Here is a 25399-nt window from a genome sequence, read left to right as displayed (position 1 = left end):
GCGTAATGTTTTTGGTTTAACCGGCGGATATGGCTTTATTTTTGTGCCAAACCGACCCAAGCGGAGATTTTGGCCTGGGTATTTAAATAGTCGAGCGCCGCATCGCGGAAATCGTTGCGGGCGGCAACATAATCCTGCTCGATGGAGGATAACTCGCTGTATGCGCTCAAAACGTCGGTCAGCGTACGTCGGGCGATTTTAAACTGCAATTCGTACACTTTGATGACTTCTTTTTGGGCGGCGATGTGTTGCGCCGTCAGCGCGGTACGCTGTTCGCTTTCCTGCATATCGATGGCCGATGTTTGAACGCGTTCGTTCATGTCGCGCAGGATTTGTTCGGACTTGGCTTCTGCGGCAATCAATGATTTGGCATTGCGCTCTACATTGTGTCGTGCGGCAATATCCAACACATTCCATGCAACGTTTAAATAAAGCTGTCTGGTGTTGCGTGTCGCACTGCCTTCCAAATTGAGGGCAGGCAGGCGTTCGGCTTTGGAGGTGTCCAAATCGGCACGGACGCTGTCGCGCTCGGCTAATTGCGCCTGATAGGACGGATTGTTGTTGCGGTTGGGGTTGTTGAAGCGTTCGCTGATGGATTTTGCCGTGTCGTTTTTAAACGGATCTTCCAAATCGTTGGCAGTCAGCTGGCGCGAGGTATAGCGGGACAGGCGGCTCAGGGCCAAATCCATGGTGCGGCGTTGTTGGGCAATGATGTTGGCCACTTGCAGTTGGCGAGCGCGCGCTTCAATCAGCTCGGAACGGCGGCCGGCATCATATTTGACGATGGTGTCCAAGTCTTTTAAGAGGTTGTTGTGGCGCGCCAAAGTCTGTTCGTTGAGGATCAGGGTTTCTTTTGCACGCAATGCGCTCAGGTAGAGGCGGCCGATATCGCTGCCCAGCTGCTCTTGGCTTTCGGTGTATTTGTGTTGATAGTATTCTTCGCGGCTGCGGTCGCGGCGGACGGCGGCTTCAATCGCACCCCATGAGTAGATGTTCACGCTGCCGCGCACGCCGATACCGTCATCCATGTCGTTGCTGTTGTATTTATTGTGTTGCGCCAGCACTTTCGTGCCGGTCAGGGTAACGACAGGATAATGGCGCGCACGTGTGGCTTTGGTCGTGCTTTGCGCTGCTTCTTGAGTGGCTTTGGCTTCACGCACAATCGGGTCGCTGATTAAAGCGTCCCTGAGGATGTCTTGCAGGCTGTATGCAGAGGCCGTCTGAAACGGTAACAGACAGCAGGCGACGGCAACGGCCGATGACAATAAACGGGGCTTTGTGGGGGAAGAATAAATATGCGACATGATTTTTAACCAAATAATTTATATATTATCGTTGTCTGTATCGGGTATCGCCTGAGGCATGACCGGGCGAATTTTGAACGAGAACACATACATTTACAAAGCATAAAGCATTTTTTCCAGCTTTTCACAATATTCTGATGAAAGGTCGAGATACAGGCCTTAAAGTATATTATTGCAAAGCGCGACTATCGTATCTAATGATTTTAATGTAAAAAATCTATCAAAAAGGCCGTCTGAAAGGATTTCAGACGGCCTTTTTCAACCTTAATCCTTACGCTGCAATACAGCGGCAAAGAAGCCGTCGGTTTGGTGTTCTCCGGAGTTGAGGCGCAGGTATTTTCCGGTATCCAAATCAACCTTCAGGCTTTGCAGAAGTTCGGCGCAGTTGACGAGTTCAAACTCGGGATGCTCGGACAGGAAACGTTCGACTTGCAGCTCGTTTTCTTCCGGCAACACGCTGCAGGTGGCGTACACCAAGCGGCTTTGCGGTTTTACCAGTTTGGAGGCGGCATCGAGGATGCTGTGTTGCTGTTCCAAAAGGTTGGCCACGGTCTCGGCAGATTGGCGGTATTTGAGGTCGGGATTGCGGCGTAAAGTACCCAAACCGGAGCAGGGCGCGTCCACCAACACACGGTCGGCTTTGCCTGCCAGTCGGGCGATACGGGTATCGTGTTCGCTGCTGATGCGTTCGGGGTGGATATTGGTCAGTCCGGCACGGGTCATGCGCGGTTTGAGGTTGGCAAGGCGTTTTTCGGCGATATCGAAGGCGTAGATTCTACCTTTATTGGCCATTTGCGCGCCGATAGCCAAGGTTTTACCGCCGGCACCGGCACAGAAATCAACAATGATTTCGCCGCGTTTTGCACCCACCAATAAGGCAAGCAGCTGGCTGCCTTCGTCTTGGACTTCCAGCGTGCCGTCTAAAAACAGTTCGTGTTTGTTAAGCGCGATTTTGTTTTTCAGGCGGATGCCCCAAGGCGAATAAGGCGTTGCCTCTGCATCGGCACTTTCGGCTTGCAACAATGGCAGCACTTTATCGCGTTTTCCTTTCAAGGTATTGACGCGGATGTCGAGCGGGGCAGGTTGGTTGATGCTGCGGCCGAAGGCGAGGATTTCTTCTTCGCTCCAATGCTGTTGCAGTTGTTCCACCAGCCATTGCGGCAATTCTGCGGCGGTATTCAGGTCGTCTGAAAACTCGGTTTTACGGGCTTTCAAATTGCCGAGGAACGCTGTTTCTTCTTCATCAAGAAGGTCTTTGATTTGGCTGATGTTGGTACTTCTGCCGAGAACCAGCGCGGCGAGAGCGGCCTTGCGCGGCTGCGCGTGAGGACGACGCAGGGCGGTACTGATTTTTTGATAGTGGCGCAGCGCGGCAAAGGCAGTTTCAGCGATTTCGTGGCGGTCTTGGCGGCCGAGTTTTTTGTGTTCGCGGAAATAGGCGGAGAGGACAGCATCGGAAGGCTGTTTGAAAGTCAGCATTTCAGCCAAAACTTTGGCGGTATGGTCGAGTTGTGCGGCGTTCATAATGTAATGGGTTCTCTTAAAGCTGGTAAATGGTTTCAGACGGCCTTCATGATGCGTTCGATTTCATGCCAAAAGCCGTCCGGCCGTAATTCCAAAACGGCAATCAAGCCTTGGTCGATACGGCGGATTTCAGTTTCGTTTAATGTTTCGGTTTCGGCAACACGCGCAGGTGCAAGATAGGCCATGCGGTCGAGCAGATGGTAGCGGACTTCTTGGCGTTCAACCCCGTATTCCGCCCAATCTTGAATATAGATGCCGCGCCAGCCGTATGGATTAAGCGGCGGCTCAAAAGCATGGAAACCTTGTGGAAAAAAGCCGATGCCACGCACGATGGAAGCAGGGAGCGGATTTTCCGGCAGGCCTTGTGTGGCTAAGGTCGCTTTGCCTTGCGGCGTATGCAGCAGCTGGGATTGCTGCACCAGTTTGGCGGCTTTGTCCGTCAGCGTATCTTTAGGATTGAGGCCGCGCAGGTTCTGCACTTGGTCTCCGCCGTAGTATTTACACGCCAGCTCGATATGGTAGGGCTGTTGGTTGAGGGAAACGACAAAATCAGCGGCGCCTAAAGTTTGGCCGTCTGAAAAAACGGGCAGATTGTATGCGTGCAGTTTGGCGTGCGGCGCGTTGGTAAACCAGAAAGCCAGCAGCTCTTCGGCATAAATGCCGAGACGGTGGCCGAACGGGGCGCGTTGGGCAAGGTAATCCGTCAGCGGAGCGGGATCGGCGTCCAATGCCAACAGGTAGCGGAAACCGTGTTCCCCCAATAGTTCGCGCACGCTCAATTCGCAACCGCTTTGCCACAAAGGCGGCGCAGTCAGCAGCGAGGCGAGGTCGCGGACAGGTTGGCTGGTGAGTTTCCACCATAATGCGTCTAGGGCGTAATTCATGCTTATCCGAATATCAGTCATGCCGTCTGAAAAGCTGGAAACGTTTTCAGACGGCCTTAATTAGTCTTTTTTATGGATACGGTGGCTGACGGTATTGAAAAAACCGCGCAGGATGTCGATGTCTTCGGTTTGCGTGTTGGCGCGTCCGAACAGGCTCTGCATACGGCGCATCAGGCGCTCGCCGTTGCGGCGGTTGAAAAAGCCGATGTCGTTCATCACGCTTTCCATGTGGGCGACCATGCCTTTGATTTGCTCGTGGGTCGCGGCGTGGTCTTCCTGTTGCAGATGGGTCATGGGCGAATCAGTTTGGCTGAAGATTTCGTAGCACACGACCTGCACGGCTTGGGCAAGGTTGAGCGAGAAATAGTCGGGATTGCCGTTGATGGTCATCAGTCGGTTGCAGGCTTGGACTTCTTCGATGCTCAAGCCGAAAGTTTCGTTGCCGAAAACCAGCGCCACTTTCTCGCTGCGGTTGGCGGCCTGTAGTAATTCAGGCACCAAATCGCGCGGCGTTTGCAGCGGCGCGGTGATTTCGCGGCGGCGGCTGGTCAGGGCGCAGGCAATGGTGGTGTCGGCAAGGGCTTCGTCCAAAGAGGCGGCAATGGTGGCATTTTCCAAAACGTCTACCGCTCCGGAAGCGAGGATGAAGCTTTCTTCCGGTAATTTAAACGATTGCGGATGCTCCGGGTCGAACACGGGCGGATTTTCCGTCATCGGCGTTGCCATCAGATTGGGGGCGACGATGGTCAATTTGTGCAGGCCCATTGTTTTCATGGCGCGGGCGGCGGAGCCGATATTGGCAGGATGGCTGGTACGCGTGAGGATGATGCGGATGTTGTCCAGATAAGCGGGCAGGGCGGGTTTTTCGGAAGTCATGTTTTGTTTTCTGTTTGTACGGGAATCAGGTATAATGCGCCATCTTTTTGTTTTCAGACGGCCTTTTTCCATGCCGTCTGAAATGTTCTTTAACAGCATCGGAAACGATTAACAGCCTCTTGTGTGCCATGTTCGGCGCATTAGGGCGTATTTTACCTGAATTAGGAAGAAAACCATGAATCCGTTTTTAAATACCGCTTTCAAAGCCGCCCGTAAAGCAGGGCAAATGATGATTCGCGCCGCCGGCAATCTGGATGCCGTCAAAGTAGACAGCAAAGCATTCAACGACTTCGTTTCCGATGTTGACCGCAGCTCCGAGATGATTTTGGTGGAAGCGCTTAAAGAAGCCTATCCGCATCACAAAATCACTTGCGAAGAAGGCGGCTCCCACGGTAAAGCCACCGCCGAGTACGAATGGATTATCGACCCGCTCGACGGCACAACCAATTTCCTCCACGGCCATCCCCAATACGCCATCTCTATGGCACTCCTGCACAAAGGCGTGTTGCAAGAAGCTTTGGTGTACGCACCTGAGCGCAACGACGTATACATGGCTTCCCGCGGCAAAGGCGCGTTGCTCAACGACCGCCGCATCCGCGTTTCCAACCGCATCGAATTGAACCGCTGCCTGATCGGTACCGGCTTCCCTGTTGTCGATCAAAGCATGATGGACAAGTATCTGGCAATTTTAAAAGATTTCTTGTCAAAAACCGCCGGCGGCCGTCGTGAAGGCGCGGCTTCTTTGGATTTGTGTGCCGTTGCGGCCGGCCGTTTGGACGGTTTCTTCGAGTTCAACCTCAAACCTTGGGATATTGCCGCCGGTGCATTGATTGTCCAAGAAGCAGGCGGCATCGTTACCGATATGTCCGGCAATGAAGGCTGGCTGGAAAGCGGCGACATCGTTGCGGCCAACCCTAAAGTATTGGCGCAAATGCTGAAAATTATTTCTGATCACCAATAAGCGTTTATAGGGAACGGTCTGTATTTATCTTTGCAGGCTAGAGTTTCAACAATCGGTAAAAGGCCGTCTGAAACCTGAAATAGGGTTTCAGACGGCCTTTTGTTTTGTTGTTAACGGATTCGGATAAAAGCTGAAAATATGGCTTTTAAAGGCAGCGTTTTTTAATTTTGTCTGTATTTTCTATTGCTACGCAGTTATGATGTGGATACGTTTGGCTGAAATAATGCCGCATGCAATCATAAAAATAGAAAGCAGAGGAGAATAATGAAACGAGATTTTGAAGCAGTAAAACGCATTGTCATTAAGATTGGAACCAGTTCTTTGGTGTTGCCAAACGGCAAAATCAATTTGGCAAAAATCGACCAACTGGCCTTTGTCATTTCCAGCTTGGTCAGTAAGGGCAAAGAAATTGTGCTGGTGTCTTCCGGCGCGATGGGCTTCGGGCTGAATGTCCTCAATATGGAAAAACGTCCGGTGGAAATGGCGCAGCAGCAGGCTGTTTCCAGCGTCGGCCAAGTGGCCATGATGAGCCTTTACTCGCAGATTTTTTCCCATTATCGGATGACGGTATCGCAAATCCTGCTGACGCGTGATGTGGTCGAATATCCGGAAAGTTTGGCAAATGTTACCAATGCTTTTGAATCCCTACTTTCCATCGGCGTCATCCCTATTGTCAATGAGAACGATGCGGTCAGCGTGGACGAGATGGACCATGCGACCAAGTTTGGCGATAACGACCGTTTGTCGGCAGTTGTGGCGAAAATCGTTAAAGCCGATTTGCTGATTATGTTGTCCGATATCGACGGTTTGTTTGATAAAAATCCGAGTGTTCACGCCGATGCCAAGCTGCGCAGCCATGTGGCCGATATTACCGAGGAAATTATTGCTTCTGCCGGCGGATCGGGCAGTAAATTTGGTACGGGCGGCATGCTCAGTAAGATTAAGAGCGCGCAGATGATGTTTGAACATCACGGCCAGATGGTGTTGATGAACAGCGCCAATCCGCGCGATATTCTTCAGGTTTTAGATGGCGCGCCTATCGGAACTTGGTTTGCACAAGAGAAATAGGGAGGTTTGATGAGCTATATCGAACAGTTGGGCAAGAATGCTCAAAAAGCCAGTAAAACGTTAATCAGCCTGGGCAGCGTGGAAAAAAACAATCTGCTGCGTCAGGTTGCGGCAGCATTGGTTGAACAGGCTGAGATGATTTTGGCGGAAAATGCCCGCGATTTGGCCGCTGCAAAAGAAAACGGCATTTCGGACATTATGCTCGACAGGTTGCGCTTGAATCACGAACGCATCAAGGGCATTGCGGAAGGCGTTGAGCAGGTTGCCGATTTGCAGGACCCGATTGGGCAGGTTGTCCGCGGTTATACCAATCTGGACGGCTTGAAGATTGTTCAAAAACGCGTGCCTTTGGGCGTGGTTGCCATGATTTTTGAAAGTCGCCCGAATGTTTCGGTCGATGCGTTTTCTCTGGCCTTTAAAACCGGCAATGCCATTATTTTGCGCGGCGGTCGCGATGCCATCCATTCCAACACCGCATTGATTGCCGTCATCAGGCAGACTTTGGTAAAAGCGGGAATGGATGCCGATGTGGTGCAGCTGGTTGAAGATACCAGTCATGCCGCTGCCGAGGAATTGATGCAGGCAGTCGATTATATTGATGTGCTGATTCCGCGCGGCGGTGCGCGCTTGATTCAGACGGTGAAAGAGAAATCGAAAGTTCCCGTCATTGAAACCGGAGTCGGTAATTGCCATATTTATGTGGACGACAGTGCCGATTTGGAGATGGCAGTCGATATCGTCGTGAACGCCAAAACGCAGCGTCCGAGCGTGTGCAATGCAGCTGAATCTTTGGTTGTTCATGAAAAGATAGCGGAGGCGTTTTTGCCCAAACTGGAAGAAGCCGTTGCCAAAGTACATCCGGTCGAATTTAGAGCCGATCAGGAAGTATTGCGTATGTTTAAAAATGCTGTTTTGGCAACCGAAGAAGATTACAGTACCGAGTTTCTTGACTATATTATGTCGGTCAAAATAGTGAAAACAGTGGAAGAAGCCGTCGATTGGATTAACGGCCACACGACGCATCACTCGGAAGCGATTGTGACCCAAAGCATTGCCCATGCCGAGTTTTTCCAAGAAAGTATTGATGCGGCGGCGGTTTATGTCAATGCGTCCACTCGGTTTACCGACGGCTTTGTTTTCGGATTGGGCGCGGAAATCGGGATTTCCACCCAAAAAATGCACGCCCGCGGCCCGATGGGTTTGGAAGCGCTGACTTCGACCAAGTTCTACATCAACGGCAACGGTCAGATCCGACGTTGAGAAACGCCCCCCAATTCCATCAATTTGCGTATAATGGCGGGAAATTTGATTTTCCCCGAACAACCGATTTAGTAAAAGGAATACACATGTCCTCTATCCACGATCAAATCAAAGAAGTCGTAACCACCCACCGCGTCGTATTGTTCATGAAAGGCACGAAGCAGTTCCCACAATGCGGCTTCTCTTCCCGTGCCGTACAAATCCTGAATGCGGCAGGTTGTACCGACTATGTAACCGTCAACGTATTGGAAAATGATGCCGTACGCCAAGGCATTAAAGAATACAGCGACTGGCCGACTATTCCTCAACTGTACGTTAACGGCGAATTTGTCGGCGGCTCCGACATTTTGATGGAAATGTACGAAGCCGGCGAACTGCAAGAATTGCTGAAAGCTTAATCATCTACAATATTCCGTAATGTAAAATTGTTGACAAAGGCCGTCTGAAACCCTGATTCAGACGGCCTTTCGCATGAATACGCACTTTGCGCGCCATGCGAAAAAAAGTATAATCCCCCTCCATCAACGCAATTCGGAAAATCAACATGAACGTTACCGTTATCAACCACCCTTTAGTCCGCCACAAACTCACGCTGATGCGTGAAGCGGATTGCAGCACTTACAAATTCCGCACGCTTACCACCGAGTTGGCACGTCTGATGGCATATGAGGCCAGCCGTGATTTTGAAATTGAAAAATACATTATTGACGGCTGGTGCGGCTCTATTGAAGGCGACCGCATCAAAGGCAAAACGCTGACCGTCGTCCCGATTTTGCGTGCCGGTTTGGGTATGCTCGACGGCGTACTCGACCTGATTCCGACTGCCAAAATCAGCGTTGTCGGCTTGCAGCGCGATGAAGAAACTTTGAAACCGGTTTCTTATTTTGAAAAATTTGTTGACAGCATGGACGAACGTCCCGCGCTGATTATCGACCCAATGTTGGCGACCGGTGGCTCTATGGTTGCCACTATCGACCTTTTGAAAGCTAAAGGTTGCCGTAACATCAAAGCATTGGTATTGGTTGCCGCTCCGGAAGGCGTGAAAGCCGTCAATGACGCGCATCCTGATGTAACCATCTACACTGCCGCGCTCGACAGCCACTTGAACGAACACGGCTACATCATCCCCGGTTTGGGCGATGCCGGCGATAAGATTTTCGGTACACGTTAATTGAAATGTTTAAGGCCGTCTGAAAAGTGTCAAACCTAAACTTTCAGACGGCCTTGTTATATGGTTTGCTTTAAAACCCACATCAGAAAGGACAATCATGAGCTTCCAAGACAATCTGGCTGCCATGCCTGCCATCGACCATTTGAGCGGCTTGGATATTCTGGATAAAGAGGGCAATGTGGTTCATCACATTCCCAATGCGCCCGGCAAACAAGGCTCGCTCAAGCTTTACCATGCTTTGGCGCAAGAGTTTGACGGCAAGCTGGACGCAGCGGCGGCAGAACACGGCCTGGCATGGTTTGCCGAACATGTTGCCGATGCCGAAGCCAATCCGGGCAAACATCCGAATATTGATTTACTGTTTAAAGTGAAGGCTGACAATATCAGCCTGACTTTGAAACCATTGGCTGCTTAATGAATACAAAAAAAGGCCGTCTGAAAACAATTTTCAGACGGCCTTTTTATATGCTTAAAACCTTAAGCGATAGAAGCTTCAACGAATGCAGTCAGTTGGCCTTTAGCCAATGCGCCGACTTTAGTTGCAACGTTTTTGCCGTTTTTGAACACCATCAGGGTAGGGATGCTGCGAACGCCGAATTTGGCAGGAGTGACTTCATTTTCGTCGATATTGATTTTAACGACTTTCAGACGGCCTTGGAATTCGGAGGCAATGTCGTCCAAGATTGGGGCGATCATTCTGCAAGGGCCGCACCATGGTGCCCAGAAGTCCAGCAATACAGGTACGTCGGATTTCAAAACGTCTTGTTCGAAGCTGGCATCGCTGGCGTGGATAATCAATTCGCTGCTCATGTTTGTTTCCTTTTAAATCGGGATTAATGAATACGTTGTTCAGAATAGTGGCAGACAGGGAAAATTTCAAGTACCGCCGCCCGATAATAGTTTTTTTGAAATGCGTCTATCGTAATCCTTAAAGATTCAGACGGTCTCTTGAACCATGTGGCCGGAGTGGGCAATCAAATGGCGTGTGTAGTCGCTGCTTGGATTGGCAAACACGTTTTCGCATTCTCCTTCTTCAACGATTTTGCCGTCTTTCAACACCATCACACGGTGGGAAATGGCGCGGATGACGGCGAGGTCGTGGCTGATGATGATGAAGGCGAGGCCGTATTCTTTTTGCAGGCCGCTGAGCAATTCAAGGATTTGTTGTTGCCATTGGACATCAAGCGCGCTGGTTGGTTCGTCCAAAACGAGGATTTTCGGGCGGACAATGATGGCGCGGGCGATGGCGAGGCGTTGGCGCTGGCCGCCGGAGAATGCGTGCGGATAGCGTTCGAGTGCATCTTCGGGCAGGCCGACTTGTTTGAGGACTTCTTGAACGCGGCGGCGCATTTCTTCGCGCGGCATTTCAGGTTCGTGTACGCGCAAGGCTTCGGAAACGGTATCAAAGACGTTCATGCGCGGATTGAATGCGCCGAACGGGTCTTGGAACACCATTTGGATTTCGCGGCGCAGTTCATGTCGCCATGGCTCGCCGTTGATGTTCAGGCTGCCTTCGGAATCGATAAGGTGCATAACGGCTTTGGCCAGCGTGGTTTTGCCGCAGCCACTTTCGCCGATAATGCCCAATGTTTCCCCCGATTTGAGATCGAAAGAAACGGGGTTGAGAATGGTTTTGTCGCGTTTTTTAAACCAGCCGTCTGATTCTTTGACGGAAAAAGCGATTTGTTCGGCCTTAAGGACGGTGGCAGGATTTTCAGGCAATGGGGCCACTCGGCGCGTTGTGCCGGCGTTGAGCAACATTTTGGTATATTCGTGCTGAGGATTGGCGAAGACTTCGGCTGCTTTGCCGGTTTCGAGAATGCGGCCGTCACGCATAACGGCGACATCGTCGGCAAAACGGCGCACAAGGTTTAAGTCGTGCGTAATGTAGAGCATGGTCATGCCGTGTTCTTCCTGCAGGCGTGAGAGCAGGTCGAGAATTTGGGCTTGGACGGCAACGTCCAAAGCGGTGGTCGGTTCGTCGGCAATCAGGAGCTTGGGCTGGGCTGATACGGCCATGGCAATCATAGCGCGTTGGCGTTGGCCGCCGGAAAGTTGGAAAGGATAGGCCTGGGCTTTTTGCTCGGGCTGGTGAATGCCGGTTTCATCCAGGAGTTCGATAGCGCGCGCCCATGCCTGTTTTTTATCCAAACCCAAATGCAGGGACAGGACTTCGGCGATTTGTTCGCCGACACGCATAACGGGGTTGAGGGCGGTCATAGGTTCTTGAAACACCATGCCGATTTCGCAGCCGCGCAGTTTTTGCAGAGCGCGTTCGGGCTGGGTCAGCAGATCGGTTCCGCAATATTTCAGACTGCCTTCAAAGGTAACCATCGGATTCAGGCGCATAATGCCTTGCGACAATACGGTTTTGCCGCTGCCGCTCTCGCCGACCAATGCCAGTTTGCGGCCGGGTTGCAAGGTCAGGTTGATATCGTGCAGGACTTGCTTGCTCGGAAAGGAGCCGTTTAGGTTTTCGATTTCGAGTATAGGTGTCGTCATGGTCGTGGCCGTCTGAAAAGTTTGTTGATGACAGGTTTTCAGACGGCCTGCATGAATCAAGGGGCCGTCTGAAACAGCGGTTTAGTCTTGAAACTGTTCTTTGAGTTTGCGTTTTAACACTTTGCCGGTGGCATTGCGCGGCAGCTCGTCTTGGAAGATGATTTGTTTGGGGATTTTAAAGTTTGCCAACAGGCCGCGCAGGTGGCTGCGGATTTCGGCTTCTTCCAGTTTCATGCCTTCTTTGAGTTGGATAAAGGCAATGATTTCTTCATCGGCGTATTGGTCTTTCACGCCGATTACGGCGGCGGCTTCCACGGCTTCGAGTTTGTAGATGGCTTCTTCGATTTCGCGCGGATAGACGTTTTGGCCTTTGGAGATAATCAGGTCTTTTTTGCGGTCAACGATGAAGATAAAGCCGTCTTCGTCTATGGTGACGAAGTCGCCGGTTTTCAGCCAACCGTTGACAATGGTTTCATCTGTGGCATCAGGCATATTGAGGTAGCCTTGCATGACCGAGCCGCCTTTGATGATGAGTTCGCCCACTTCGCCACGCGGCACTTCGATCAATTCGTCATCGACGGCTTTCACGGTCAAACCGGGCAGGGCGACGCCGACGCTGGCGGTTTTTTGGCGCTCAGGCGTATTGACGGCAACTACGGGCGAGCATTCGCTCAAGCCGTAGCCTTCCAGCAATTTGGCACGCGGGAATTTGGCTTTGAAGTCGTCAATGGTTTGTCCGGCCAAAGGCGCCCCGCCGCTGATAAACAGACGGACGCGGTTGAACCATCTGAAATACCAAGGAATTTTGGCTTTGCTCATGGCAGTGTAAATAGCCGGTACGCCGAGGAAAATGGTAGCGCGTTTGAGTAAAACCTGTTTCAACACGTTGGAGAACGGGAAGACGGATTTGACCAAAATAATCGAGCAAGCTTGAGATATCGGCAGCAAAACCATGGCGGTCAGCGTAAAGCTGTGGAACATGGGCAAGAAGACGACGAAGCGGTCTTTGCTTGAAATTTGGAAAATTTGTTCGATGCCCGAAAGGTTGGAAAACAGGTTGCTGTAACTGATTAATGCGCCTTTTGGGTGGCCAGTTGTGCCGGATGTATAGATAATGTGCGCCAAATCGTTGACGGACGGCTGACGGCTCAGATTCGGCTTGCCGGGGAATGTACGCGCGGCATCGAAATAGCTGTCATCGCCACTGGCGGCGTTGGTTTCACCAATCCAGATGATTTTATTGACTTTGGTTTTGGTTTTGATGTTTTTGAGTTCTTTGGCCAACGGCGCGGAGGCGAACATAAAGCGTGCGCCGCAGTCATTGAGGATATAGGAAAATTCTTCGCTTTTCAAAAAGACGTTGAGTGGGACGGCTACCGCGCCGATGGAAGTAATGGCGAAATAGGCGGCAATAAATTCGGGAGAGTTGGAAACGACAAGGGCGACCCTGTCGCCATATTGTACGCCTTGGTGTTGCAGATAGGCGGCGACGGTTTCTACTTCGCGTTTGAGGGAGGAATAGCTGATTTTTTCTTTGTCGTTGAAAATGACCGTGCCTTTACCGTTTTTTTGGCAGGCTGCAGTCAGCATAGCGTAAAAATTAGGGTGGGTGTGCATTTCGGAGTTTGTGTCCATATTGTGTCGATTGATGTACGGTTTCGATGAACCGTTTATTTCGAAGGATAGGTTTTACATCCTATCGGTAAAATAAGCAAGAGGCCGTCTGAAAATACTTTCAGACGGCCTTGAGCTTTGCTGGGCTTAGGAAAGCAATATTTTGAATTTAAACTTATTTATTGTGTTGATGAGAATATTCGCATTCTTCAAAAGTCTGCCGTTCGGAAGATAGCGCAAGCCAATTGCGTTTCTGTCTCAAGCCATTTTGAGTTTACTGCCGTGTTTGAGGCAGAACCCGGATAACGGGTAGGCAGAGCAGATGATAGAAGCTCTAGGCTTAACCGTTGTTCAGACGGCCATCGGGTACTTTCTTAAACAGGCGATAGAAATTGTCGCTGGTGTTTTGTGCCAATGTTTCCAAGCTCTCGCCGCGCAGATTGGCTAAGAACTCAGCCGTATAGCGGACGTAGGACGGCTCGTTTTGTTTGCCGCGCTTGGGAACCGGCGCGAGGAAGGGCGCATCGGTTTCTACCAAGATTCTGTCGGCAGGGACGTATTTGGCGGCTTCCTGTATCAGCGGTGCATTTTTAAACGTTACAATGCCGGAGAAGGAGATATACATGCCCAAATCCAAAGCGGCTTTGGCAAAAGCGACGTCTTCAGAGAAGCAGTGAATCACGCCGGAATTAGTGTGGCACTCTTTCAAAATCCGCAATGTGTCTTCGGCCGCATCGCGCGTGTGGACGATAACGGGTAGGCCGCTTTCGTTGGCGGCTTGGATATGGTCGGCAAAGCGTTGATGCTGCCATGACAAATCGCCTTTGCACCAGTAATAGTCCAAACCGGTTTCGCCGATACCGACGATTTTGGGATGTTTGGCCGCTTCTACCATTTCGGCAATGGTAAATTCTTCTGCTTCTTGGCTGTCGGGATGTATGCCGATGGTGCAGTAAATGTGGTCGTTTGCCTGAGCAATGTCGAAGACTTCGGCAAAACTTTGTTTGCTGACGCTGATGGCAAGCGCCTGTTTGACGCTTTGCGCTTCCATATTGGCAAAGACTTCGGGTAGGCGGTCTTTTAAGCCGTCAAAGTTGAGATGGCAATGTGAATCGATTAAATACATGGTATTACAGGGTAAAAGTAGTGCGGTCGCTGCGCAGGCGCGGGCCAAGCTCGGCTTCGATCAGGTTTTTTGCCTGCAGACAGCTTTCGTGTTCGGAGAATGCAAGGCCTACGCCTTTTGGGCGATGGGCCGAGGTGCGCGCCGGATTGATCCAAACGACTTTGGTTGGCAGGAAGCGTTTGGGGTAGTCGGCGATTTCTACGGCCAAGAGGATGTCTTCGCCTAGGGAAAATACGTCATCGGTCGGTACAAACAGGCCGCCGTGTTCTAAAAACGGCATATAGCAGTTGTACAGTAGATTGGGGTCTTTGAGTTGCAAAGCCAACATCTTCGCCGGAATGTCTTTTTTATTCATCATTTATTACCTGTTAGGGTTTGTTTTGCCAAAAATCTAAATATTCGATAAGCAGATACTCAAGCTGCATTTTAACACTCAAGGTATGGTATCCGTAAGGGTTGAGCGCGTTCAGACGGCCCAATAGGGCAAACAGCTTGCGTGAATCGGTTTTAGAGGCCGTCTGAAGCAGGGCTTGGGCATGGTGCGGATAATAAAGCGGCGCCATGCTTTGTTGTGCCAAGCCGACATCCATCAGCCACTTTTGCAGCCAGTCGATGAAAACGGCCAGCGGTTGTTTTTGTTTGTCGAACGCGGCGGCGTAGTCGAGTATGGCCAACAGGCGCGGGGCAGCCAGCAGCGTCAGCAATTCTTCGCGCAATGCGTCCAATTCGGGAGTCGGTGTGAATAAAGGCGCGCCGCTGTGGAATGCCAACAAGGCTTCGGCATTTTCCACGCCCTGTTGGCGCAGGTATGCCGCAGCCTGCTCATGGGTAGGCGAGGGTAGCACCATCTGGCGGCAACGGCTTTTGATGGTAGGCAGGAGTTTGTCGCGCGCATGGGTAACGAGCAGGAAAACGACGTGTTGCGGCGGCTCTTCCAGAGCTTTCAACAAACCGTTTGCCGCCTGTGTGTTCATGCTTTCAGCCGGATGCACCAATACCACGCGCAGTCCGCCGCGGACAGCGGTCAGGTAAATGTTTTCCACAATATCGCGCACGGCATCGATTTTGATTTGCAGGAGTTTGCGTCCTGTTGCCTCGCCTTCGGGAATTTCCGGCGTGAGTTCGTAAAAGTCGGGATGCGTGTTTTGGCTGAACAAATGGCACGAAGCACACTCGCCGCAGGGTTCATGGCCGGACTTGGGCGATTCGCACAGCAATGCCTGCGCGACAAAGCGGGCAAATTCGGTTTTGCCGGTATTTTCTTTGCCAGTAAACAGCCAGGCGTTGGGACGGTTTTGCCAATGGGCGGCGAGCTGTTGCCATTGGGTTTCATGCCATGGGTAAATCATATCGTTTGGGAACTATTAGGTAGGTAGTTATTATACTCTCAGGCCGTCTGAAAAAGGTTTCAGACGGCCTTTAATAAACTGCCTAAAAATTAACCAAATATCGTTTTTCTTTTAAATATCAATGATTAAGCTTACTTATTCACAGCCTTTGCACACGCTTGTTTGGGAAAAATGTGCATTTTGTTTGGCGGTAAAGTTGTGCTTAAAATTTAGGCAGTCCTGTTTTTTAATGTTAAATCAGACAGTAATCTGATTTATGCACAGGCTGTCCACGCGATTGAACAGTGAAAATGTGCATGGTGGGGATACATTTCAGACAGCCTTATTTGCTGATTTTCAATAAAGCGGTCAAATCACCGATAAATTTTGGTTCCCGTTTGATGAGGTAAACAATCAACGGAAAATTACCCACGGCAACAATCAAATACAGCAGCGTGATGCTGTTGAATAACATCAGCAAAACCGCGCTCAAAATGGCAGCCGACACCATAAACACGCCGTTGATGATGTTGTTGGCAGCAACAGCATGGGCGCGGAAGGTTTCGCTGCTGGCAGTTTGCAGCCAAGTGTAGAGCGGTACGGAGAAGAAACCGCCGAAAAAGCCGATGGCCGACATCACGAGCATAATCGGATACGCCTTTGCTTGCGATAAAAACCAAATAATGCCGTTTAATTCGGTAAAGCGTTGGCCTTGGGTCAGCCACACCAGCAATAATCCACAGACCGTCAGCCCCAGAGTGCCGATGGTAACCAAGCCCAAAATCAGGCGCTCATGGCTGAGTTTGGCGCATAACACCGAGCCGATGGCGATACCGATGGAGAACAGCGCCAACATCAAGTTGAACACATTATCGTTGCCGCCCAAATGGATTTGCGTGAACGTCGGTAGTTGGGTGGTATAAACCGAGCCGATAAACCAAAACCATGAAATACCGATGATGGACGTGAATACGGGACGATTGGCCGCCGCTTCACGAATCAGTGAATTCGTGCCTTTGATGATGTTCCATTCGATTTTTGTGTCCGGCATTTTAGCGGGTACAGACGGCATAAACAGGCTGGTCATCGTGCCGCCGATAGCGACCAATAACACCAAACCGCCAACAATATACGGCGGAACACCTGCGACTGCGGTACCCAAAATCTGGCCGAGCAAAATGGCGATAAACGTACCTGATTCAATCAGGCTGTTGCCCATAATCAGCTCTTTGTCGTTGAGGTAATCGGGCAGAATGGCGTATTTCAGCGGGCCGAACAAGGTCGATTGCGTGCCCATGCAAAACAGGCAGATTAAAAGCAAAGGCGCGGATTGGATGTAGAAGCCATACGCCGCCACTGCCATGATGATGATTTCCAACAGCTTGATCCAGCGTGCCAAAACTGCTTTATCGAATTTGTTGCTCAGCTGTCCTGACAGCGCGGAAAACAGGAAGTAGGGCAGGATAAACAGCATTGCGCCCAAGTTCAGCATTTGGCTGGGTGGCAGAAAGTCGTTTTTACCCAAACCGTAAAAACTGATCATCACGAATAATGCGGTTTTGAACATATTATCGTTCAACGCGCCCAAAAACTGCGTCCCAAAGAGCGGCGCAAAACGGCGGGTCGTGTGGAAATTCAGATTGTCTTTTTTAAGGCTCATCGTTTGGATTCTTTGTCTTCGTCTTTTTCGATCAGTTTTTCAGTGGAGTCGTCGTCCATCAAAATGCGGTGCGCAGGTCCTTCAAGGTCGTCAAATTGTCCGTTTTTACCCGACCACCAGAAAAACCAACCGATGATAAAGGCCAAAATAATGCTGATGGGGACAAGGATAAACATACTTTCCATTACATCGCTCCGGTCAAATCGGTCAGGATAAAGGTTTTACCGCTGATGGTCAGGTATTCGTTGCGCAACGCACCGATATTTTTATCGTCAAAAAACAATTCGATACGGTCTTTGACCACGCGCCAGTATTGTGGGATATCGGTTTGCTCAAAAGGCGACAATACCGCTGCTTCGGCTGCGTCTTCGCTTTGCAGCTTGATTGCGAAGCGTCCGCTTTGCGGCGGATTTTGCGATTCATCATCTGCCAACATAATAAAAAATCCGGCGTGTTCGCCGTCTTGAGTGTGGATACTGAAATAATGCATATCGGGAAATCTTCAAAACCGCCGTCATTTTTTCAGACGGCCTAAAATAAAATTCCGTCCATTTTACATCAAATATTAAGTCAAGCAGCCGATTACATTTTTTGTTAGAATACGACGTTTACTTTGTTAATCTGTTCAGACCGCTACCCACTACGTCCCACAAGGGGTGCAACCCAGCCGGAGCAGCAGTAAGGCCCCGACAAAAAATGCCGTCTGAAACCTCAAGGAGCATAAAATGACACAAAAATTAATCTTGGTTTTGAACTGCGGCAGCTCTTCTCTCAAAGGTGCCGTATTGGATAACGACAGCGGCGAAGTATTGCTGAGCTGCCTGGCAGAAAAACTCAATCTGCCTGATGCCTACATCACCTTTAAATTCAACGGCGAAAAACATAAAGTCGACCTGTCTGCCAAGCCTGACCACACCGGCGCAGTTGAAGCCCTGATGGAAGAACTCAAAGCCCACGGTCTCGACAGCCGCATCGGCGCCATCGGTCACCGCGTCGTCAGCGGCGGCGAACTGTACAGCGAATCCATCCTCGTTGACGACGAAGTTATCGCTGGCATCGAAAAATGTATCCCGCTCGCTCCCTTGCACAACCCTGCGCACCTCTTGGGTCTGCGTGCCGCACAAAGCATCTTCAAAGGTCTGCCTAACGTTGTCGTATTCGACACCGCCTTCCACCAAACCATGCCGGAACATGCCTACACCTACGCTATTCCACATGAACTGTATGAAAAATACGGCTTGCGTCGTTACGGCGCGCACGGTACCAGCTACCGCTACGTTTCCGATGAAACCGCCCGTTTCCTCGGCAAAGACAAAAAAGACCTGCGCATGGTGATTGCCCACTTGGGTAACGGCGCATCTATTACCGCCGTCGCCAACGGCGAATCACGCGATACCAGCATGGGCCTGACCCCGCTGGAAGGTTTGGTAATGGGTACCCGCAGCGGCGACATCGATCCCGCAGTGTTCAGCTTCTTGGCTGAAAATGCCAACATGACCATCGCCCAAATCACCGAAATGCTGAACAAAAAATCAGGTCTGCTCGGTATTTCAGGTTTGTCCAATGACTGCCGTACCATCGAAGAAGAAGCTGCCAACGGCCACGCAGGTGCCAAACTGGCTCTAGAAATCTTCATCTACCGCTTGGCTAAATACATTGGCAGCATGACAGTAGCGGCAGGCGGTTTGGACGCATTGGTCTTCACCGGCGGTATCGGTGAAAACTCCGACATCATCCGCGAACGCGTATTGGGTTACTTGGGCTTCCTCGGTCTGCACATTGACCAAAAAGCCAACCTGAAAGCCCGCTTCGGCAATGCCGGTGTGATTACCACTACCGACAGCAAAGCTGTTGCCGTTGTGATTCCTACCAATGAAGAATTGATGATTGCACACGATACTGCCCGTCTGAGCGGCCTGTAATCCGTCATTATTGAAAACCTGCCCGAAAGGGCAGGTTTTTTGTTGTGTATAGATGAAGAAAATTTTGAGAATATATTGAGAAAAGCCGGTAAACATTACGTTTGCCGGCTTTTCCGTTTGATCCACTCGCAGTTTCTGCGAATTCTCTTTTAAGTATTTTTCATAGGGTTGCATGAATGCTATTTCTTACCGTTCTTAATACCCTCACTCAACACCTGTTGAAAACGCTCGTAATCACAAAAGCCCTTTTCATCTTTTTCACAGCCTTTGAGCGTTAAAGCTGTTTGGTTTGGTGGTGTCGCTAAACTTAATGGCGTGGTGTTAATCAGCTGTTCGGTAGATTGATACACATAATCCAACTTAAATTTGAGCTTACCACTTGGTTTGTGCTTCCATACTTCAAATAGCAGCTTGCCACCGATTGGGATATTTTCCAATGAACCATCTAATTCATAAGGCTCAACACCTAATGCAGCCAGCAGAGCGACGATATTAGAATCGTGTCCAACCAATAAGTTAATTTTATTTTCGCTATTTAGCTGCTGCTGAATAAATGCCAATAACGGATATGATGCATTTTGTGCTAACGCTTCATTGTTTTTAAATAAAGTGCGGTAATATTCGTTTTTAATTTCGTTAATTGCGCGCCATTTTTCTTGGCTATCCACACGACCGTTTGCAATTTCAGAATCAGGCTTACCCACATAATGTGCGAGCAATAATGCACTGACAATTTTCTTCCCGGTGCTGATAGAACCAGTAATCTTGACCGACTTGCCGTCTTTGATACTGTATTCACCGACTTTTCCACCTAAATCACATTCGCCTTTTTGCAAGCAGTTTGGTGAATTTTTATAATCGATGATTTCACTCAATAGCGCATAATTTGGCGCTAATTTTTGCTGTAAAGCGGTTAAATCAACGTTATTTTTTGCAGATTCAATCAAAGCTTGGCTTGGATTGTGCGCCTGCGTGTTAAAAATTGGATCTTTTTCTGAACCAATTTCACCGTGATGTTGCAGTTGAACATTACAGCCTGCAAAAGCTCCCGCCACAATGGCCTGACCTGTTGCAATGGTGCGTTGCACTCCATTCGCATAAGCGAAAATACCTTCACCCGATGCACAACGATCTGTCGTTAATAATCCTTTATCCGCAAGCCATTGTCCTAAATATTGGCCGAAATAGGTTTCTAGCACTGTCCCTTTTGCCGTGAGATAACCAGATGGCACATCCCATTTTGCCCACGCATACGGGGAATATTTCGCCATTTCTTGCGGATCTTTTTCCACTGGTGAACGCAATCCGTGTCGGCTGAAAATCAATACTTTCTCTAATTCATAATCAGAACTTGAGGAAGTTTGACCATTTTCTGTTGCAAACGCACTACTTGCTAAAGCTGAGCCAAGCAAAAGTGCGGTGAATTTTAGGGTTATTTTTTTCATATTCGATACCTAATCATTTAATGTTGAAATTGAGCTATAAAAATTCAAGGCATATTTGGTGCCGTAAACTAACACCATAAATACTGCAACAATATTGACTACCGCTTAATCAGTGCAATATTAAGATACTGATAGATAGGTTTAGAACTTATAACTGATGGTAAACAGCAAAGTCCTGCCTCGTGCGTAGTTGTTCAAAACGGAGCGTGTCGTACCGCCATATTTGCCATTGCATAAACCGTTGGCATCGCATTCGACTTCCTCATCATCTAAACCGCCTTTTCTTTCAAATACGCTGAAATAGCGCTGGGTTGCGGCATCATTTGCGGCATCCAAAGGATCGACATAGCGTTTATTGAACGCATTTTGAATGTCGAAACGAAGGATAAGGTTTTTCTTAGGTTCATAATTGGCATAGAAATCAAAAATCATCGGCTGTCTGTTGATGCTTTCTGTTTTTTTGATCACCCTTCTGCCCATTTGGTGTGAAGAGTAGGTATTGGCACCGGTTGTCCCGTCAACAAATTCCTCCTCAGTCGTCGCCCGTGTACTTTTGCCGTAATAGCGCATAATGCCGCCGATGGTCAATTTGTTGCCTAACCATCGGGACCCTAATTCAAATCGGCCATAATCTCGGGGTAAGCGTGAAATTTTGCTTAAGCCGTAGCCCTGTTTGATTTGGTCTTCTTTAGAAGAATTGCGGGGCGATTCGCTGGCATCGCTATAGTTGGTCGGCTGGTTGGTTTTTTGATAGGCGTAAGACAGGGTTGTAAAAAAGCGGCCGAAATCATAGTTCATTTCCACTTCCAAACCATTTTTATGGACAGGTTTGGCATAGTTTCGATGCTGGATAGAGTATTGCAGGCCGGTGCTGGTTACCCAGCTGGGTGCTTTATCCAAATCCCACCATTTGCCATAAACATTGTGGATATAGTTGTTGATCCTGCTGCGATAGGCGACCAGTTTGAAACCCAATACATCGTCCGGCTTGAAAATCCCTTTTTTGAAGGTATTGAAGCCTATTTGGTAAGTATTGGCCTGTTCCGGCTTGAGGGCTGTATTGACGCCCGAGTCGCCGATTTGTGAAAAATACATTTCTTGAATATTCGGCATTCTATGCGTACGCGAATAGCTGATAAACGGCATAAAATAGTCGTTGACATTGATGTTTAATGCCACCGAATGGTTTACCGCATGCTTTTTACCGGATTTGGTATAAACCGGTTCGTAAAGGTCGCAGCTTGGCGTGCAATGCTGTTTATAAATTTCAGAATCTTCTCCAAATGCTTTTTTAAAGTCTTCTTGGGTATTGAAGTAGTCGGTATATTCGCCTTTGTAGCGGTAGTTGACCATATTGGCGCTGTAATTCAATTGATAAATGCCTTTTTTCAAGGAAGTATCAAAATAGAACGTATTGAATTTTTGCTGGCCTGAAGGTTGCAATATCGTTGATTTTTGGGGAAATATTCCTTTGTCGCCTTTGAAGCGGCCTAAAAAGCTGTACAGGCCGGCATCTTGATCAGGGCCGTCGTAAAACAGGCTCAGCTCTTCCGGAAAGCGGTTTTTACTGTATTGGTTTTTAAAGAAATTGAAACCGACGGTGGCTTTTAAATCTGTTTTGTTGGGAAGTTTGAAAGAAAAGCTGTTGTTGATATCCAAAAGATTGGCTGTGTTTTTGGTTTCCAAATAATCAAGCAGCCCCCATCCTGAAAAACGTGAGTTTTTCGGATATTTTTGTTTTCCCAAATTATGGGCGGCCAACACGTTTAAATCGACATAATCGCCAATGTTTAAGTTGTAATTGGCTTGGTAGTTGCGGTTTTCTACTTTGCGGCTGCCGATACGGTTGTTCATGGTACGAAGCTGAAGATCCAGCTTGTTGTTGTCGTTTTCGTATTCCACTTTGACCAAATGGCTGTTTGAGCGTTGTTGCAGGCTGGTCGGGTCGATTGGGGTCAGATCCCATTGCGGTGCCAAATTCTCTTTCCAGCTTCTTTCCAAGTCATCGACATAATCTCTTTGTAAAACTTCAGGATCGTTATATTTTTTGGAGAAAGGGTAGTCCCAATAGCTTTTACCGACTGCGTTACGCTTGGAAAAATCGCGAACCCAGAGATTTTGTTCGTGGTCGAATTTCAATAGGTTGCTCTCAAAATATTCTTGTTTTTTACGGTCCAAATATTCCTCGCCAAAATTGCCGATACGCTGACCGCCGCCGCCCACTTTATAGTTTTGCTCGACATTACGGTGGCTGTAACCATATAACGCACCAACGCGTGCACCGCTGTCAAGCCATTTTTGTACAGCTCCGGTTGCCATAAAGTTGCTTTTGGTGCTGTTTGTGCCGGTCAATCCTTTGGTCAAGAGGCCGAAGGTATTGTTTCCGTGTACCACATCGTCTACCCGTAAAGTACGGAAATTGGCTGTACCGGATAAGGTATTGATGCCGTTGGCACCCGAGAAACTGCCTTTGGTTACATCCACACCGGCAATAAAATTGGGATCCAGTGCCGTACCGAATTGCGAGGAGCTGCCGCTGCGTCCGGCATCGGCAGAAGTGGAATAGAAGGTTTGGGTTACGCCGTCAACCATCGTATTGACGCGTCCCAAACCGCTATCGCCACGAATATTGACCGCCAATACCCCCGATCCCTTGTCTTGTTGGGTGAAGACGCCGGGCATGCTCCGAACGATGGTATCGATGTTTTCGCTGGATTGATAAACGCGTTCACGCGAACTTTTGGCTTGGCCTTCGGTAAAAACTTTTTTCTCTTTGGCAATGTGTTTGCCTTTGACTTGAATTTCATCAAGCTCTTGAGTTGAAACCTCTTCTTCTGCGTGTGCGATACTTGTTATAGCCAGTAAAGATAATGTTAGTAGATTTAATTTGAAATTCGGATTCATGATAGTTACCTCAGAAACGAAGCTGCTACTGTATAACATATTATTAAACTTTACAAATATTTTGATAATGGTTTTTATTTGTTAAAAAATAAAGTAAAATTTTGTTTTAGAAGATAATCCAAGCGCATATGAGTGGTCTGGCTGAAAAGATAAAGCAGGTCTGAATTTGAATTGGGTTGGTCGAGAAGAAGGGAGATTTAATTGAATTTAAATAGCCGGAAGAAGAAAATTTGATTGCGATATGTGAACTGGGCCGTTGGTTTCAAATGAAACCGGTAAAAAACATGAAATGCAAAATATAAAGTTAATATAGAAAGATTTGAAGTCAGTTGAAGAAAAGGCCGTCTGAAAATGATATTTCAGACGGCCTTTATTGCTTTGAGCCTTATTCCGGACCGCGGAATGTGTCGTGGCAGGATTTGCAGGTTGCACCGGTTTCGCCGTAAGCGGCTTTGATTTCTTCGAGCTTGCCGGTTTGGGCGGCGGCGTTGAGTTTCTCAACCGCAGCGACGAATTTTTCTTCTTCGGCTTTGAATGTGGCTGTGTCTGTCCAGATGGCAGGCAGGGCGCGGCCGTTGCCTTGAGGGTCGGATTCAAACAGGGTGAACGGTTTTTTGCTGTTTTCAGCAAAAGTGGCTGCAGCTTGTTTGAATTTCTCAACGTCGTAAGGCTCTTCGTCTTTGACCATTTTGCCCATGCGGGTAAACTCAGGCATCATGGTTTTGAATGCGGCAGTGCGGTCTTCGGAAATAGGGCCTTTAGGCTGGGAAGGTGCGCCGCTGCCGCTGCAGGCGGAAAGGGTAAGCGCCACTATTGCCAAAGCAACAGGGAGAAAACGGGTTTTCATATGGAGTGTGTCCTATTGTAATGATATGATTATCGTTAAATTTAAAATCAGCTGGCCAAACTCTCAGGCCGTCTGATAAGGCGTTATCATACCTTAAACCCAAATCTGAAACGAGTACAGAAAGGAAACGATATGGCAATTTTGATTACCGGGGCATCGGCAGGATTCGGCGCGGCAATGTGCCGTACTTTTGTTGCGGCAGGCTATCATGTCATTGGTGCAGCACGGCGCGAAGACAAATTGCAGCAGTTGGCAGAGGAATTGGGCGAGCAGTTTTACCTTTTGGAAATGGATGTTTCTCGCACTGAGTCGATTCAAAACGCTTTGAACAGCCTGCCCGAGCATTTATCCGAAATCGATTGCCTGATCAACAATGCAGGTTTGGCTTTGGGTTTGGATACTGCCGATAAAGCCGATTTTGGCGATTGGGAAACCATGATTCAAACCAATATCATCGGCCTGACTTTTCTGACCCGCCAGATTTTGCCGCAAATGGTTGCGCGCAAACAGGGCTACATCATCAATTTGGGTTCTATTGCCGGCAGTTATGCTTATCCCGGCAGTAATGTCTATGGCGCGACCAAGGCTTTTGTGCGCCAATTTAGCATGAATCTGCGCGCCGAATTGGCAGACAAAAATATCCGTATTACCAATATCGAACCGGGCCTGTGCGGCGATACCGAGTTTTCCAACGTCCGTTTCAAAGGCGACGACCAGCGTGCGGCCGAGGTTTATGAGAATGTCGAGTTTATCCAGCCGCAAGATATTGCCGATACCGCTTTATGGCTCTACCAGCGTCCTGCGCGGATGAACGTCAATTCCATCGAAATCATGCCGGTTGCCCAGACCTTTGCAGGCATGAAAGTTTACCGTGACGCGCCTGCTCCGGCGAAGGAAGAAACGTTTGAAAAACAAAGCATGTCTTTGTTTGGAAAAATTAAATCTTGGTTTAAGTAATCGGCATCAGGCCGTCTGAACGTTTCAGACGGCCTCTTTGTTATCT

At 49.0% G+C, this 25399-nt stretch carries 24 protein-coding genes; 8 read left to right on the top strand and 16 right to left on the bottom strand.

Annotation, left to right across the window (positions count from 1 at the left end; genetic code table 11):
- Positions 1–35: 35 nt before the first annotated feature.
- From ACTHTK_RS02485 to ACTHTK_RS02470, 4 genes are all read right to left on the bottom strand, one after another.
- Positions 36–1265, bottom strand: a complete 1230-nt coding sequence (locus ACTHTK_RS02485; protein WP_049333291.1) for a TolC family protein — start codon at positions 1263–1265, stop codon at positions 36–38.
- A gap of 303 nt (positions 1266–1568) precedes the next feature.
- Positions 1569–2828 carry an RsmB/NOP family class I SAM-dependent RNA methyltransferase gene (locus ACTHTK_RS02480; protein ID WP_440378315.1) on the bottom strand — a complete coding sequence of 420 codons (1260 nt, stop codon included), beginning with the start codon at positions 2826–2828 and terminating at the stop codon, positions 1569–1571.
- Between the two features lie 35 nt (positions 2829–2863).
- A complete protein-coding gene (locus ACTHTK_RS02475; RefSeq protein ID WP_440378314.1) occupies positions 2864–3733 on the bottom strand; it encodes a DUF1853 family protein in 870 nt (289 codons plus the stop codon).
- Positions 3734–3772: 39 nt separating this feature from the next.
- Positions 3773–4588 carry an RNA methyltransferase gene (locus tag ACTHTK_RS02470; RefSeq protein ID WP_440378313.1) on the bottom strand — a complete coding sequence of 272 codons (816 nt, stop codon included), beginning with the start codon at positions 4586–4588 and terminating at the stop codon, positions 3773–3775.
- Positions 4589–4763: 175 nt separating this feature from the next.
- Here ACTHTK_RS02470 and ACTHTK_RS02465 point away from each other — a divergent pair, with 175 nt between their 5' ends.
- The 6 genes from ACTHTK_RS02465 (at position 4764) to ACTHTK_RS02440 (ending at position 9463) form a co-directional block, all read left to right on the top strand.
- Positions 4764–5549, top strand: coding sequence for an inositol monophosphatase family protein (locus tag ACTHTK_RS02465; RefSeq protein WP_107867667.1), 786 nt, complete (start codon positions 4764–4766; stop codon positions 5547–5549).
- A gap of 264 nt (positions 5550–5813) precedes the next feature.
- Positions 5814–6617 carry a glutamate 5-kinase gene (proB, locus tag ACTHTK_RS02460; protein ID WP_440378312.1) on the top strand — a complete coding sequence of 268 codons (804 nt, stop codon included), beginning with the start codon at positions 5814–5816 and terminating at the stop codon, positions 6615–6617.
- Between the two features lie 9 nt (positions 6618–6626).
- The gene (locus tag ACTHTK_RS02455) at positions 6627–7877 is read left to right on the top strand and encodes a glutamate-5-semialdehyde dehydrogenase (RefSeq protein ID WP_440378311.1); all 1251 of its coding nucleotides are present in this window, start codon (positions 6627–6629) and stop codon (positions 7875–7877) included.
- An 86-nt stretch (positions 7878–7963) separates the two neighbouring features.
- Entirely contained in the window at positions 7964–8275 is a 312-nt protein-coding gene (gene grxD / locus ACTHTK_RS02450) for a Grx4 family monothiol glutaredoxin (RefSeq protein ID WP_003681608.1), read from the top strand.
- Between the two features lie 146 nt (positions 8276–8421).
- A complete protein-coding gene (gene upp / locus ACTHTK_RS02445) occupies positions 8422–9048 on the top strand; it encodes a uracil phosphoribosyltransferase (protein ID WP_004519527.1) in 627 nt (208 codons plus the stop codon).
- Between the two features lie 97 nt (positions 9049–9145).
- Positions 9146–9463: a DUF2322 family protein gene (locus tag ACTHTK_RS02440; RefSeq protein ID WP_440378310.1), complete on the top strand. Its 318-nt coding sequence runs from the start codon at positions 9146–9148 to the stop codon at positions 9461–9463.
- 62 nt (positions 9464–9525) lie between these two features.
- On the opposite strand, the gene trxA is transcribed toward ACTHTK_RS02440, so the two are convergent.
- From trxA to ACTHTK_RS02395, 9 genes are all read right to left on the bottom strand, one after another.
- Positions 9526–9858: a thioredoxin TrxA gene (trxA, locus tag ACTHTK_RS02435; protein ID WP_440378309.1), complete on the bottom strand. Its 333-nt coding sequence runs from the start codon at positions 9856–9858 to the stop codon at positions 9526–9528.
- 126 nt (positions 9859–9984) lie between these two features.
- Positions 9985–11550 carry an ABC transporter ATP-binding protein gene (locus ACTHTK_RS02430; RefSeq protein ID WP_440378308.1) on the bottom strand — a complete coding sequence of 522 codons (1566 nt, stop codon included), beginning with the start codon at positions 11548–11550 and terminating at the stop codon, positions 9985–9987.
- Positions 11551–11631: 81 nt separating this feature from the next.
- On the bottom strand, positions 11632–13185 hold the full coding sequence (locus ACTHTK_RS02425) for a fatty acid--CoA ligase (RefSeq protein WP_199903850.1): 1554 nt from the start codon (positions 13183–13185) through the stop codon (positions 11632–11634).
- A gap of 319 nt (positions 13186–13504) precedes the next feature.
- Positions 13505–14290 carry a TatD family hydrolase gene (locus ACTHTK_RS02420; RefSeq protein ID WP_128580906.1) on the bottom strand — a complete coding sequence of 262 codons (786 nt, stop codon included), beginning with the start codon at positions 14288–14290 and terminating at the stop codon, positions 13505–13507.
- Between the two features lie 4 nt (positions 14291–14294).
- Complete coding sequence (locus tag ACTHTK_RS02415) at positions 14295–14648, bottom strand: PilZ domain-containing protein (protein ID WP_003682949.1); 354 nt, start codon at positions 14646–14648, stop codon at positions 14295–14297.
- Positions 14649–14658: 10 nt separating this feature from the next.
- The gene (locus ACTHTK_RS02410; protein WP_440378307.1) at positions 14659–15639 is read right to left on the bottom strand and encodes a DNA polymerase III subunit delta'; all 981 of its coding nucleotides are present in this window, start codon (positions 15637–15639) and stop codon (positions 14659–14661) included.
- A gap of 322 nt (positions 15640–15961) precedes the next feature.
- Positions 15962–17278, bottom strand: a complete 1317-nt coding sequence (locus ACTHTK_RS02405) for an MFS transporter (protein WP_263341452.1) — start codon at positions 17276–17278, stop codon at positions 15962–15964.
- On the bottom strand, positions 17275–17463 hold the full coding sequence (gene ccoS / locus ACTHTK_RS02400; protein ID WP_049333240.1) for a cbb3-type cytochrome oxidase assembly protein CcoS: 189 nt from the start codon (positions 17461–17463) through the stop codon (positions 17275–17277). The genes ACTHTK_RS02405 and ccoS overlap by 4 nt, the downstream gene beginning before the upstream one ends.
- A complete protein-coding gene (locus tag ACTHTK_RS02395) occupies positions 17463–17768 on the bottom strand; it encodes an HLGFF motif protein (protein ID WP_003681461.1) in 306 nt (101 codons plus the stop codon). Before ACTHTK_RS02395 ends, ccoS begins: the two co-directional genes overlap by 1 nt.
- Positions 17769–18003: 235 nt before the next feature.
- On the opposite strand from ACTHTK_RS02395, the gene ACTHTK_RS02390 reads away from it, so the two are divergent.
- Positions 18004–19200 carry an acetate kinase gene (locus tag ACTHTK_RS02390; RefSeq protein ID WP_107723474.1) on the top strand — a complete coding sequence of 399 codons (1197 nt, stop codon included), beginning with the start codon at positions 18004–18006 and terminating at the stop codon, positions 19198–19200.
- A gap of 179 nt (positions 19201–19379) precedes the next feature.
- Here ACTHTK_RS02390 and ACTHTK_RS02385 read toward each other — a convergent pair whose 3' ends face one another.
- The 3 genes from ACTHTK_RS02385 to ACTHTK_RS02375 all read right to left on the bottom strand — a co-directional run bounded on the left by ACTHTK_RS02385 (position 19380) and on the right by ACTHTK_RS02375 (position 24396).
- On the bottom strand, positions 19380–20645 hold the full coding sequence (locus ACTHTK_RS02385) for a histidine-type phosphatase (protein ID WP_036490205.1): 1266 nt from the start codon (positions 20643–20645) through the stop codon (positions 19380–19382).
- A 141-nt stretch (positions 20646–20786) separates the two neighbouring features.
- On the bottom strand, positions 20787–23549 hold the full coding sequence (locus ACTHTK_RS02380) for a TonB-dependent receptor domain-containing protein (RefSeq protein WP_107723473.1): 2763 nt from the start codon (positions 23547–23549) through the stop codon (positions 20787–20789).
- A gap of 385 nt (positions 23550–23934) precedes the next feature.
- Positions 23935–24396 (bottom strand): c-type cytochrome, encoded by a 462-nt coding sequence (locus ACTHTK_RS02375; protein WP_107723472.1) that lies wholly within the window; start codon positions 24394–24396, stop codon positions 23935–23937.
- 132 nt (positions 24397–24528) lie between these two features.
- Here ACTHTK_RS02375 and ACTHTK_RS02370 point away from each other — a divergent pair, with 132 nt between their 5' ends.
- Positions 24529–25353 carry an SDR family oxidoreductase gene (locus tag ACTHTK_RS02370; protein ID WP_107723471.1) on the top strand — a complete coding sequence of 275 codons (825 nt, stop codon included), beginning with the start codon at positions 24529–24531 and terminating at the stop codon, positions 25351–25353.
- The last annotated feature ends 46 nt before the right edge of the window (positions 25354–25399 follow it).

The sequence above is a fragment of the Neisseria sp. P0006.S009 genome (genome assembly GCF_051962915.1).
GTDB classification, from domain to species: domain Bacteria; phylum Pseudomonadota; class Gammaproteobacteria; order Burkholderiales; family Neisseriaceae; genus Neisseria; species Neisseria subflava_E.
The sequence above is the reverse complement of the archived record's forward strand: the minus strand, read 5'-3'. Positions and strand labels throughout refer to the sequence as shown.